15 protein-coding genes are annotated in these 12,571 nt (G+C 35.1%); 13 read left to right on the top strand and 2 right to left on the bottom strand.

The genetic code is table 11. The features are described 5' to 3' along the window. The first annotated feature begins 8 nt into the window (after nucleotides 1-8). From CPHY_RS11405 to CPHY_RS22565, 3 genes are all read left to right on the top strand, one after another. Entirely contained in the window at nucleotides 9-1,046 is a 1,038-nt protein-coding gene (locus CPHY_RS11405) for a trigger factor (protein ID WP_012200227.1), read from the top strand. Nucleotides 1,047-1,086: 40 nt separating this feature from the next. Continuing rightward, nucleotides 1,087-1,389, top strand: a complete 303-nt coding sequence (locus CPHY_RS11400) for a hypothetical protein (RefSeq protein WP_041703556.1) — start codon at nucleotides 1,087-1,089, stop codon at nucleotides 1,387-1,389. Between the two features lie 553 nt (nucleotides 1,390-1,942). Next, the gene (locus CPHY_RS22565) at nucleotides 1,943-2,293 is read left to right on the top strand and encodes an ATP-binding protein (RefSeq protein ID WP_081428531.1); all 351 of its coding nucleotides are present in this window, start codon (nucleotides 1,943-1,945) and stop codon (nucleotides 2,291-2,293) included. A gap of 459 nt (nucleotides 2,294-2,752) precedes the next feature. On the opposite strand, the gene CPHY_RS11395 is transcribed toward CPHY_RS22565, so the two are convergent. Beyond that, the gene (locus tag CPHY_RS11395; protein WP_012200224.1) at nucleotides 2,753-3,211 is read right to left on the bottom strand and encodes a hypothetical protein; all 459 of its coding nucleotides are present in this window, start codon (nucleotides 3,209-3,211) and stop codon (nucleotides 2,753-2,755) included. 593 nt (nucleotides 3,212-3,804) lie between these two features. On the opposite strand from CPHY_RS11395, the gene CPHY_RS11390 reads away from it, so the two are divergent. The 9 genes from CPHY_RS11390 (at nucleotide 3,805) to CPHY_RS11345 (ending at nucleotide 10,316) form a co-directional block, all read left to right on the top strand. Next, nucleotides 3,805-4,059 (top strand): transposase, encoded by a 255-nt coding sequence (locus tag CPHY_RS11390; RefSeq protein ID WP_012200223.1) that lies wholly within the window; start codon nucleotides 3,805-3,807, stop codon nucleotides 4,057-4,059. 4 nt (nucleotides 4,060-4,063) lie between these two features. Beyond that, nucleotides 4,064-4,387, top strand: coding sequence for a phosphopantetheine-binding protein (locus tag CPHY_RS11385; RefSeq protein WP_012200222.1), 324 nt, complete (start codon nucleotides 4,064-4,066; stop codon nucleotides 4,385-4,387). Between the two features lie 44 nt (nucleotides 4,388-4,431). Then, nucleotides 4,432-6,288 carry an ABC transporter ATP-binding protein gene (locus tag CPHY_RS11380; RefSeq protein WP_012200221.1) on the top strand — a complete coding sequence of 619 codons (1,857 nt, stop codon included), beginning with the start codon at nucleotides 4,432-4,434 and terminating at the stop codon, nucleotides 6,286-6,288. Then, complete coding sequence (locus tag CPHY_RS11375) at nucleotides 6,275-8,155, top strand: ABC transporter ATP-binding protein (protein ID WP_012200220.1); 1,881 nt, start codon at nucleotides 6,275-6,277, stop codon at nucleotides 8,153-8,155. The genes CPHY_RS11380 and CPHY_RS11375 overlap by 14 nt, the downstream gene beginning before the upstream one ends. 74 nt (nucleotides 8,156-8,229) lie before the next feature. Beyond that, nucleotides 8,230-8,427 carry a hypothetical protein gene (locus CPHY_RS11370; protein WP_041703550.1) on the top strand — a complete coding sequence of 66 codons (198 nt, stop codon included), beginning with the start codon at nucleotides 8,230-8,232 and terminating at the stop codon, nucleotides 8,425-8,427. Between the two features lie 481 nt (nucleotides 8,428-8,908). Continuing rightward, nucleotides 8,909-9,322: a hypothetical protein gene (locus CPHY_RS11360; protein WP_157668715.1), complete on the top strand. Its 414-nt coding sequence runs from the start codon at nucleotides 8,909-8,911 to the stop codon at nucleotides 9,320-9,322. Further along, nucleotides 9,322-9,636, top strand: a complete 315-nt coding sequence (locus tag CPHY_RS11355; protein ID WP_012200218.1) for a hypothetical protein — start codon at nucleotides 9,322-9,324, stop codon at nucleotides 9,634-9,636. The genes CPHY_RS11360 and CPHY_RS11355 overlap by 1 nt, the downstream gene beginning before the upstream one ends. Next, a complete protein-coding gene (locus tag CPHY_RS11350) occupies nucleotides 9,614-9,967 on the top strand; it encodes a hypothetical protein (protein WP_041703544.1) in 354 nt (117 codons plus the stop codon). Before CPHY_RS11355 ends, CPHY_RS11350 begins: the two co-directional genes overlap by 23 nt. Beyond that, a complete protein-coding gene (locus CPHY_RS11345) occupies nucleotides 9,945-10,316 on the top strand; it encodes a zinc-ribbon domain-containing protein (RefSeq protein WP_049762372.1) in 372 nt (123 codons plus the stop codon). Before CPHY_RS11350 ends, CPHY_RS11345 begins: the two co-directional genes overlap by 23 nt. Nucleotides 10,317-10,474: 158 nt before the next feature. On the opposite strand, the gene CPHY_RS11340 is transcribed toward CPHY_RS11345, so the two are convergent. After that, complete coding sequence (locus CPHY_RS11340; RefSeq protein ID WP_012200215.1) at nucleotides 10,475-11,527, bottom strand: tyrosine-type recombinase/integrase; 1,053 nt, start codon at nucleotides 11,525-11,527, stop codon at nucleotides 10,475-10,477. Nucleotides 11,528-11,888: 361 nt separating this feature from the next. Between CPHY_RS11340 and CPHY_RS11335 the strand changes: the two genes are divergently transcribed. Continuing rightward, nucleotides 11,889-12,275: a DUF2500 domain-containing protein gene (locus CPHY_RS11335; RefSeq protein ID WP_012200214.1), complete on the top strand. Its 387-nt coding sequence runs from the start codon at nucleotides 11,889-11,891 to the stop codon at nucleotides 12,273-12,275. Nucleotides 12,276-12,571 lie beyond the last annotated feature (296 nt).

Raw genomic sequence — 12,571 nt, 5'->3', positions numbered from 1 at the left:
AGTAATGAATGAAAAAAAACATTTTCTGTATTTCTATTATTTTGTTCCTTTTGGTATGTTTAGCGGGGTGCAATAAAAATAAGATAATATATGGCTATGGATCGAACTATATGTTAGAAGCTGTCAATGTAAAAGTGGATGCATTAATAAAGCTTGGTGACTACGATGATCTTGAATATAGGTTGAATCCTGTGAATGTAACCAATGAGGAAATCAATGAATACATAAGCAATATTTTGAATTCATATGAAGAAATCCATGAGATTAAGGATAGAGCAATCATACAATATCACGATACTATTAGGCTAAATTATGACATATACTATAATAATAAGCAAACCTATAGTCAGTTAGGGAAGCAGTTTATGATTGGAAATTATGAGGTAGATAAAGAATTTGAAGAACATCTGATTAATCAGCCTACCAATCAAGAAATTATCTTTGATATGACCGTCCCTTTGGAATCTGAGGATGCATTAGCTGGAAAAAATGTCACGGTACACGCAACTGTGACAAATATTATGGGCTTTAGTGTTGTTGATTTTACAGATGAGCTTGTTAAAAACAAATTAGGACATGAAAGCATAGAAGAATATACCGCTTATGTGAGTGAATTACTTCGTTCAAATAGGGAAAAAAAGGATATTAACGATACCAAGGATCAATTACTAGATACGGTAATTAGTCGTAGCAAATTCAGAATTGATGAAAAGTCTATCCTAAAAAATGCTGTAGGCATTGTAAAAACATATCAAAACATGGCGTATATTTACAATCTCACTTTAGAGGAGTATATTGAATCTATAATGAAAATTACAAAGGATGAGTTCTATGAACGTTGCTATAATGAGAGCGAAATGCAGATTAAAAAGTATCTTGCTTGTGTTGGTATCGCAAATAAAGAAAGAATCCTAATCAGTGATAAAGAAGTAGAGGAAGAAATCGATAAAAATGATAATCAGGATAGTAAAATGTTGGCTATTTTTCAAATCGAAGAAGACAAAATTAAGCAAATACTTTTTGATAAAGCAAAATGTGTCGAGTAAACTGTCCAGAAACTCTATAACAGACTAGGAGATGTTATTTATGAAAAAAAAGAGAAACATCATAATAGTGGTTGTTATTTTTTGTGCCGTGATAATAGCCATTGTAGTACTCAACCAATATACGGTTAGTGGAGTAATAGAAAGTATTAATGGGCGAGAGATAACGATTAATGTGGAATCATCGGATTCCTTTATTCCAACGAATGCGGACAAAATCGTAGTTCTTTATGACAAGGCAGACAAGTTCACAGTGGGAGATGAAGTGACCGTTTTGAGCATGATGTTTGTTGAGGAAAGTTATCCCCCAAGAATCGAAGCAATATACATGAAAAAACGTCATTGAACGCTCAAAGTTCTTAGGAAAGGGTATTACAGCCGAAAAAAATGTAACTCCAATGGATGAAAGAACAATTTTGTTTAATAACATCACAGTTTGTAGGCGTAGCGAATTAGACAAAGAAAAAAATACAATGGAATATTACAATGTACCTAAATATTAAATTCTAAATTGTTATTTAAAATATAAGCAAAAAGTGGTAGCTCTAACTCAAATATAAGACTTTATAGAGACACCACTTTTGCTGTCATTTTGTACATTTATTAAGTAATTTAAAATTTGCATTACAATGGTTTTCTATTAATTATGTACATTTTTATGTACATTTTTCAAGCCCAGGGGCGGGGGTTTTTCAGTTACTGAGGGGTTTTGTAATAAACCTTACGAATGATGGACGAAACTCTTAATATGCCTTAAATCCTTATGGTTATAGGGATAGAGGGATTTCGTTCATTATAAATTATTTGAACTTTATACTTGTCTGTACTTTTGAAATAGGCAAAAATAAAGTTCATAATTTATGTATATAGTAGTTAATTAAGTTGAATTTAAAAAGTTCATAATTTATGAGGGTGAAGGAACTTTCGAAAAAGCTATTAAGGCATATCAAAAGATTAATCTTCTGATTATTGACGAATTTCTGCTTACACCACTTGCCAGTAGCCAGGCAATAGAACTCTTGGAGATTATAGAATTTCGTAGTGTAAATGGTTCCGTTTTTTTTTGCACTCAGTTTGAACCAAGCGGGTGGTATACACGTATCGGTAATGAAAGTGATACCACCGTAAGCGAAGCGTTCATTGACAGTATTATACATAATTCATACGAGGTCATGATTGGCGAAAGTTCATTATATGAAAAAACATCAAAACTAGAAAATTTTGAACTTAATATATATCCATGTAGATAGTTATAAATTAAAGCATTTTTAGATAAAGTCCATTATTATAGGAATGGACTTTATTTTTGCTTGAACAAAATAAAAATAAATAATAAAGTTCATTAGTTGTGATAGTATAATAATCAATAATTTCCATTCAAAAGTTCATTTAAAAATAATGTTCTCGGATTGATTGCTCCTTGTTGTGAAATAGTCTTATTGGAATATTTTAGACAAATTTGTTGATAATACTCTGTTTGTAATATAAAATGGAACTATCAGTAAGTTAACATAATTCTGTCTTGAATTAAAAAGACATGTACATGTAATAGCAATAATGAGAAGCACAACAAACTGAAATGTGGGGCAGAAATGTTTCCATAAACGGTGTTTTGGGAGTGTGTACAAAAATTGAATAGGTAGAAGGCTGATTGATAATAGGGTTGATGTACTTAAGGAGCTTTTCTGTTTAGAGTATACATTGAGATATTATTTCGAGATTTTTTCCTCTCCATAGTCTACGCAAAGGCGCAGGAGTTTAACCATTTCCTTATTACCGCCGGGAAGAAGTTTTCCCCAATCAAGTAGTTCCTTTGTGACATTGTACCGAACTGGCTTCGCCTGAAATACAGCACGTGGCTTTCTCTCTAATAGATCGATATAATGTTCCAAGCGGTATTCTGTCTTACCAGTACCGTAGAATCGGTCATAAGTTGTTACTAACTCACCATCATAGAAGATAAAGTTACGACGTGCATAGCCTACAAGGTTTTCAACGAGACCTTTTTCATTACCACTGGCAACGTTACAGAAATCTGTCTGAATGCAAAAAAAAGTATTATTGAAAGACGGGGAATGCTTGTTTGTTATTTGGCTAATATTCCTATCTTTGCTGACACAATTGAATTTAATGAGTGTTGGGATGCTTTCTATTCGATTTTTAAACAATTTATTAGTGCATCGCTAATTTAATGAGTAAGTGAAGAAAAATCTGTAAATATAGAACAGCTAAGATAAGTATGGTGCTGGACAGCTACGAAATTAGCTCTTGTTTTATATATACTCCATGAATAAGAGCATATCAAGCAGTGGTGTGACTGGTACATAGTAAGCAATGAATAATACACCGTCAGAATTTAAGCGTCACTAAATCGAGAGCATATTTTGGTCAAAAAGAGATGTCTCTCGATTTTTAGGTGTCTCTTTTTTGGTATCTTTTAAACTAGAACATTGTTTTTTAATGAATTACTCCGAGGCATTAAAACTTCTGTAAGTGCTTCAAAAGAAGGCGTTATTCCATAGCCTAACAAAAAATGATATTCTTCCCTATAATACAACAGGGAGGACAATGTTTATGAGTAAAACAGATTCCATCACTTTATGGAGAAGCAGAATTCAAAGCAGAAAACTCAGTGGTCTGAAAGTGAATGACTGGTGCAAGTAAAACAGTATCTGGTGGTAGAATATTAATGGTACAAGTTGAAAGTGGAAAATTCCAAAATATAAGATATAATAAAATCAATAAGTGATGGAGGAATTTCATGAGTAAACAGTTTGATAAGAATTTTAAAGAGAATGCAGCTAAGTATTACTTTGAACACAAGGACCTCGGTCTTAAAGGATGTGCAGAAAAATTAGGAGTGAGTAGAACTGCTCTGGGTAACTGGACAAAAGATGCAAAAGAAAACAATGGAGAAGTACCTACAAGAGGATCAGGCAATTATGAAAGTGATGAAGCAAAGGAAAACGCAAGATTGCGTAGGGAATTAAAAGATAAAAGGATATACATATTATGAAAAGTTGGTTGCTACCATATGGAAGGAAGTATTGGGCTATGATACATTTAGTATTCATGACAGTTTTTTTGATATGGGAGGCGATTCGTTAAAAATAAGAAGTGTATATTTCCACATAGAAAAACTGCTTCCTGGAAAAATTACGATTGTTGATTTATTTACTTATTCTACCATATTTCAGCTAGCTAAGTTTTTAGATGATAACAATAACGAGAAAATAAATAAAACCAACAAGCTGTCAGATGAATTGCATAATTTAGTTACCGACTTGAAAGATGGGAAACAAAGTTTGGAGGAGATTATAGAGAGATATAATCATTTACAATGACCATCTTATTTTAAAACATATAAACGAAAAACGGAGGAATCGTAATGTCTGTTTCATTAAAGGTGTCGGGCGCTGCAAAACGTAAGCTGCAAAGACCGACTTATAGATTAGGACAGAATACCGCATATATGATATCGCTTGCCTGGAGAAGGCGTCGAAGCGTAATATTGCTTGGTCTTACAATGACTGTGGCTGTAATTCTGTTCAGCCTTACACAACTTTTTATTGTGCCTTCTATTCTCAGTGCAGTTGAAGCGAAAGTTTCTGTTGCAGAACTGACGGTAATCATATTCATGTTTACAGCAGCATTGATGATACTGGGTGCTGCTAAAGCCTATCTCACATCTTGTTCACAGTTTGGGCGTATAGAAGTACGTCTCATGATTGGAGCTATGATTCAAAACAAGTCACTGACAATGTCATATCCCGATATTGAGGATCAGGATGTGCGGAAGAAAATGGATAAAGCTTCTATGCTTGTTACCAGCAATACAGCTGCTACTGAGGCAATCTGGACAACTTTGACGAATTTATTAAAGAATGTGGCTGAGTTCATTATTTATCTTTCATTGCTTGCTACTCTGGATCCGTTTATGATTATTGCGGTTGTAGTTACCACCATTGTCAGTTTTTTAGTGAGTAATTATCTTAATGGTTGGGGATATCGACACAGGGATGAAGAATCTGAATATTCTCGCCGTATGAATTATCTAAGTGAAAAATCAAGAGATTACACATTGGCAAAAGATGTTCGCATTTTTGGAATGGTGGACTGGATAGAAGAGGTATATAATAGCATACTTCGTTTGTATCGAAGTTTTATTGCTCGTGGAGAACGAGTCTATATATGGGGAAATATCGTAGATATCGTACTTACATTTATGAGGAATGGTATTGTTTATCTTTTCCTGATTGGAGCCGTGCTTGGGGGGAAGATGTCTGCCGCGCAGTTTGTGCTATATTTTAATACTGTGAATGTTTTTACAAGTGGTATCGGCAGTATTATGAGTGATTTTGCAACTCTTCGGAAACAAAGTCTTGACATCTCTGCGGTTAGGGAATTTTTGGATTATCCCGAATCCTTTAAAATGGAGGAAGGTACACCTATCACACCTGACTTGAAGATTCCTTATCAGATTGAGTTGAGAGATGTCTCTTTTTGCTACCCAAAGTCCGAAAAAAATACACTCTCTCACATTAATTTGACTATCAGACCAGGAGAAAAGTTGGCAATTGTCGGTTTGAATGGTGCTGGAAAGACCACGCTTATTAAACTGATGTGCGGATTTTTGGACCCTACAGAAGGAAAAGTGTTGTTAAATAATGTAGACATCAGGACATATAATCGCAGGGATTATTATAAATTATTTTCTGCTGTATTTCAGGATTTTTCGGTCCTTGACGTGACGATTGCTGAGAATATTGCGCAAACGGATGAAAATATCGATACAGAATTGATGGAACGATGCATAAATCAGGCAGGACTCACAGAGAAAATTGCCGGATTGCCGAATGGGGTGGAGACTCATATAGGCAGGGTGTTTACTGATGGTATCAATTTATCAGGAGGAGAATTGCAACGGTTGATGTTGGCTCGTGCTCTGTATAAGAATGCTCCGATTTTGATTCTGGATGAACCTACTTCTGCACTTGATCCAATAGCTGAGAGTGATATCTATAATAAATATAATGAACTTATAGATGGTCGTATGGCTGTTTATATTTCCCATCGTCTTGCTTCTACTAGATTTTGCGACCGCATTATACTAATTGCAGAAGGGTGCATCGATGAGGAGGGGACACATGATGAGTTAATTACTCGGAATGGACATTATGCGGATCTATTTGAGATTCAAAGCAGGTACTATCGAGAAGGAGGGGTGGACGATGAAAAAGAGTAAGACCTCTGTTTCTTTTCGGGAAACGGTACGGTTAACTTTACGTGGATTTAAAGTTTGGTGGAAAGAAAATCCCAGGTTACTGTTATCCATACTGATATGCGGTGTTGTTGATGCCCTGACACCATATGTGGGTATTTGGTTGTTAGCCCGTCTGATTGATGAGATTGCCGGAGGACGCAATTCACAGACCCTTATGGCATATGCGTTGGCGTTGATGATTACAACTGCTGTACTATCAATGTTTGGTGCTGGATTGACCAGGTGGAAGAATGTTCAGTTAGACAGCCTGTGGCATACTCAAAATAAAGTGTTTATGGAAAAACTTTTATCAATGGATTTTGTAGACGTGGATGACGGTCGCGTACAGGAACTTCGCTCTCAAATCTGGCAAAATACGGACTCAGGGGGCTGGGGACTATATAAACTTGTATATAGTTTTGAGGCAATCATTAAATCGGTTATTTCCATTATCGGGGCCATTATGCTGACAGCATCTTTGTTCCTTTTGCCGGTCAAACCGGAAAGCGGAAAATTGACGATACTCAATCATCCGATTTTTATTCTTCTTATTGTCGTGGTCATGTTAGGTGTCATATTTGCCGCACCTTGGTATTCTGTTAAGGCAGGTTCCTATTGGGTAAAATGTGCGGATGAAAATCAATTGGGAAATCGGCTTTTCGGATTTTGGCTTGGTTCACTGGGAAATGACCGTTCGAAGGCGCTAGATGTGCGTATTTATCGTCAGGATATTTTGAGCAAGAGTAATTTGGCAAAGTATAACCCTTTTATTCCTTCATCAAAGCTTGCGAAAGCATCAAGGGGAGGTATGGGGGTATACCATGCAATGTCCGGAGCCGTGTCACAGATATTTGTTGGAGTTGCGTATATTTTTGTGTGCTTGAAAGCTTTGGGAGGAGCTTTTGGTGTTGGTTCCATTGTGCAATATGTGAGCGCAATTACTGCATTATCCGGCGGTCTATCGAAGTTAATTGAGACAACCGGTGATTTAAGAAATAATACTTCATTTTTACGTACTGTATTTGAATTATTAGACGTACCTAATAAAATGAGTCATAGTGATATGACTGTCAGTCAAAACAGTAGTGAAAAACAGAAAATTGAATTTCGTAATGTTTCATTTCGATATCCTGGACAGGATAAGTATGCACTGCGCAATGTATCGCTAACATTCAATGAGGGACAAAGGCTAGCTGTAGTGGGCATGAATGGAAGTGGAAAGACAACATTTATTAAACTCTTGTGCCGTTTGTATGATCCAACTGAGGGCGAGATACTACTGAATGGAATTGATATACGAGAATATGATTATGCCGAGTATTTGCGATTATTTTCTGTTGTGTTTCAGGATTTCAAGCTGCTTTCCTTTGAACTTGGTCAGAATATTGCCGGTAGCATGGACTATGACAGTGACAAAGTGTCTTGCTGTCTTCGTGATGCAGGCTTTGGAGTACGTCAAGACAAGTTGCCCCATGGTCTCTCAACAAAATTATATAAAGATTTTGATGAACAGGGTGTTAACATCTCCGGTGGAGAGGCACAGAAAATTGCGTTGGCAAGAGCTCTATATAAAGATGCTCCATTCATTATACTTGACGAACCAACGGCAGCGCTTGACCCTATTGCAGAATTTGAGGTATATAGTGAAATGAATAAAATCATAGGGGAGAAGTCCACCGTATTCATTTCACATCGATTATCTTCCTGTCGTTTTTGTAATGATATTGCAGTGTTTCACGAGGGTAGTTTGGTTCAACTTGGTAGCCATGATGTGCTAGTGAATGATAAATCAGGAATGTATTACAAGTTGTGGAGCGCCCAGGCGCAATACTATGAGACAGAGAATTAATCACCGCTAGAAAAGATTAACCTAGGGTTGAGGATATTATTACTTGAGCAAAAAAAGGAGATTAGAGAGATATTATGACTGTTTTGAATGGAACTGAAAAATCTGATGGATTCAAGTTGTCCGTTTATTCGTTGTTGCAACATAATGCCAAATATAGGAATCACCTTGCCTTTCAGAGTGAGGAGAAAGAATATTCTTGGGGTGAATTGTTTGATTTTATCTGTAAGGTAGCATATGGATTAGCAAAGAAGGGAATAAATAGAGATTCATAGGTGCTTATAGTTTTAGATAAAAAGATAGAATCAATGGTTGTTCTCTATTCTCTTTTTCTTCTTGGTTGCAAGGTGTTTGTTACCAATTTGCGTACATGCGACAGAGTAATTTCGGAAAAACATCATATAAATGTAGTTATAGGGAATGAGATGAACAGACAGATAAACTCCACAGTAGAAACATGGAGTATTAGATTAATAATGGAGGAGTGCCTCAGAGGTGAGACGCCTGCAAAATGCCGAATTTTCAATGGTTCCAAGGTGCTTTTTCGGCACATTTTAGCTAGTTAAAAGCATACGTTTTCAGCCTTTATTTTCACTTCATGATGTGCTTTTTTCTGTTCGATTTCTAATCCTTCCAAAAGCCATTCTACCTGTTTGCCAGTGAAAGGTTGGAGGCATAAAAAAAGAACGAATGCAGGATATCTACCCCGCATTCAGAAATCTTTTCTATAAGTTCTATCAGTCTTATATGGAGTATATGGATGGTAGAAAATATGAAGCTGATTATGGTCCTCTTACTGTAAACGCACGAGAAATGGCTATAACCTATAAGTCTTATTACGATAAATTCAAAAAAGTTGTAGATGACATTATTCCTGTTCTTCTAGCAAATAATGATTCAGAGGTCGCTACCTATGGAATGCTCCTTCAGGAGAAAGGACTTGCCCCTCATGCTTTAAGACACTGGTTTTCCGTGAAGCTGACGCTTTTTGGGGAAGATGTTGCAGGGCTTATGTGCTGGAGAGGTGATAAATCCCCAGAGTCTGCTCTAGCTTATCTTCAGAATAAGAGTGAACTTGAAAAGAAATACCGCAAGATTAACAAAGAGATATTTGACTATCGTTTATGGCAGGCGGAGAAATATTTTGAAGATAAAGGCGGTGATGATTAGTGATAGAATTTAAGGAATTTTTCCTTAACATAAAAAAAGTTTATGGCATTACATCAGATACCTTTCTCAAAGATCTATCATCATTTCTTGTAGACAATAAGTGGTTCGGAATTAAGCCTGTATGGAAAGACAGTACTATGTATATAGAACCTTCTGATTTTCAGGAATATTTGCCTCTTATAAAAGAATACTTTGCTAACAGCAATATGGATATCCACGAGAAATATGAGATCCTAAAGGAAAAGCTTATTGCATCAATGAGTGACACATCCAATAAACTGATTACCTTTTATGACCAGTTTGACACCTGCTGAAATAGAAAATATAGTCAGTAAGGCTACTGCCTCATTTAAGAAAACATCTGAATTAGTCAGCAAGCTGTATTCTTCATCTGACAGAAGCAGCATTATCAAAGCTCTTCATCGCATCGGTAATGGAGAAGCTGTATCAAAGCAGGATGAATGCGAATGTTTGTATACCGCATTTGATAAGGTGTGTCCGTATGATGTGAACCATAATTGCATGATCTGTGATTATGAGATTAGTACAAAATCCACTATGTTTCTTATGGTAAGCGAGTATAACAGACTTATGGAATTATATAAATCATCTGAGAGTCTGAATGAAAAGGAAAAGAACGAATAGTACCTGCGGTGGATTATATCATGAACCTCTAAATGAACATTTATTCAATTATTACAACCAAATATCTAACTGCCCATATTGCAACAATCGTAGGTTTCTACCAGGATTTAATACATTAAAGATGTTAACGCCTGAATGGATGAAAGAATGGTCCTATCAGAACAATTATTTAACTTGTGATCCTGATGAAATAATGTCTTCATATGCAGAGGATGTATGGTGGAAGTGTGGCAAATGTGGCTATGACTATCAGATGTCGCCAAAGAATCGAAGCGTTTATGAAATGAGGCATAAAATTACCTGTCCTAAGTGCAAAGGTTTAAGAAGAAAAGTAAAATATTTCTTCTAATTACGTTCAAATGGACGAAACTAATTAACGTGTGTGTTAAGGATAGTTTCGTCCATAATTTTAACTAAAATCATAATTGTTATTTGAAAGTGTTAATGGAGGTTTCGTCCAAAATCAGTTATTTTTTGGTGCGTGGCGGGCGGGAGTTACTATCTTAGTTATTTTTCCCTCAACTTCACCTTATCCCTAGCACTTCTTCTTCTCTCATCCTCAATAGCAGCATAGTGCTTCTTCGTAGTATTAACATCGCGATGCCCTAAAACGTCAGCTACTAGATAAATATCTCCTGTTTCTTGATATAGAGAAGTACCATAAGTACTTCTTAGCTTATGTGGTGTGATTTTCTTAAGGGTTGTTACTGTTTGTGCATATTTCTTTACTAGAACTTCGACATTACGAACGCTGATGCGGCTTCTTCTTGAAGAAAGAAAGAGTGCATTTTCATGACCATCTACAGCAATAATCTGGTCTCGTTCGTCCATGTAAGAGAGTAGTGCATCTCGAACTTCTTCTCCAAAGTAAACATAGGATTCATAACCACCTTTTCTAACTACTTTGATGCGGTCATTATCAAAATCAACGTCTGTTAAATCAAGGCCAACACACTCAGATACTCGGATACCAGTTCCTAATAGTAAGGTCATTAAGGCTAGGTCACGGACTTTATTCTTTTCATGAAATACTTTTTGAGTATCAGTTAGTTTACTTCCTGTTTCAACAACATCTAATAATTCAGCTACTTCATTGATTTCAAGACGAACGATAGCTTTTTCATGAATTTTTGGCATATCAACTTGAAGTACCGGATTCTCATCTATGATTTTATTTTTATGATAATAACTGTACATAGTACGCAGGGTAGAGAGTTTGCGTTTCATGGCACGATCATTGTTGATAAATTCTTTTCCTTCTGCGTTTTTATAATATTTTAGATGTTCTAAGTATTCTTCGATATCCGTAGATTTTAATGAAGTTAAAACATCTCGTGGAATTTCTTTAATAGGTTTACCTTCAAAGGAAGGATTTTGTGATTGTAAGAATTCTAAAAATGTTTGTAAATCAATGGCATAGGCGATTCTGGTCCGTGGTTCTGTAGATTGCTCTATTCCACGAAAAAAATCTTTTAACCAAGGAGGTAGCTGAGTTAAGAGTTCTCTTAATTTAAGGATGTTTTCTTTCGCTTTCTTCTGATGATAAGTTTCATTTTCCATTATGTATCCCTCAATTCTATGATTTCGTTTAAATTAGCCAAACCTATTCATATAAATTATTATCAATGTTAAACTTTTTGCGTCCAAAGGTATATACTAACTCAAGTGTAACAACCTGCATTAGGATTAAGATTTTTAATATCATATTTTTTCCACATTATTAAACAAATATCGCAGTTCAATTGACAAGAGTGTATATTAGTACTAACATAACTATATCACATTTAATGTTTCGATTCAAATTAATGGGTTTAAGTATTAAGATTAATCAGAAACATATAACACAATTTTGTCATAAAATGACATTAAGATAAATTATGATGTATCAACAAAAATAAGATATATAAAGTGAGGGGCTTTTATGTTTAACGATCCATTTGGTTTTCCTGGAACGATAGGATTTTTTTCGATATTTAATATTATATTTTTCCTAATTCTAGGTCTCATTATTTTCGCAATTATTTATAATATCAAAAATTGGCATAAAAACAATAATTCACCAAGATTGACTGTAGAAGCAAGTGTGGTTACAAAACGAATGAGCACATCACACCATAACCATCATAATGCAAATAATACTGTCAGTTCTAGTTATTCCAATTATTATTATGCTACTTTTCAATTTGAAAGTGGGGATCGTATGGAGCTAGGAGTAAGTGGCGAAGAATTTGGTATGTTGGTAGAAGGGGATGTAGGTAAATTAACTTTTCAAGGTACCAGATATATTTCTTTTGAACGTTTTCGATGATAGCGATATTAGAAATCTAAATAGCAGAAAAGTAAATTGAACCTTCTATTGAATAGAAGCAATGTTATTTAATTTTTAAGCCAAACAAATTCACCATACCTTTTTAATATTAAAAAATAAATAAATACCATTAAAATCCAGTAGCAACCACTACTGGGTTTTTTTATACTAATTAGTACAGAATCTAATGAAAAAACCCATGTATATATATGTTTTATACAAAAATGTATGCCTCAAATCAAAAATGTCTGTAGAAATGTTTAGCTATTTTTCATAAGATTGAACCATACAAAAGA

It is taken from the genome of Lachnoclostridium phytofermentans ISDg, from assembly GCF_000018685.1.
Lineage (GTDB): Bacteria > Bacillota > Clostridia > Lachnospirales > Lachnospiraceae > Lachnoclostridium > Lachnoclostridium phytofermentans.
The sequence above is the reverse complement of the archived record's forward strand: the minus strand, read 5'-3'. Positions and strand labels throughout refer to the sequence as shown.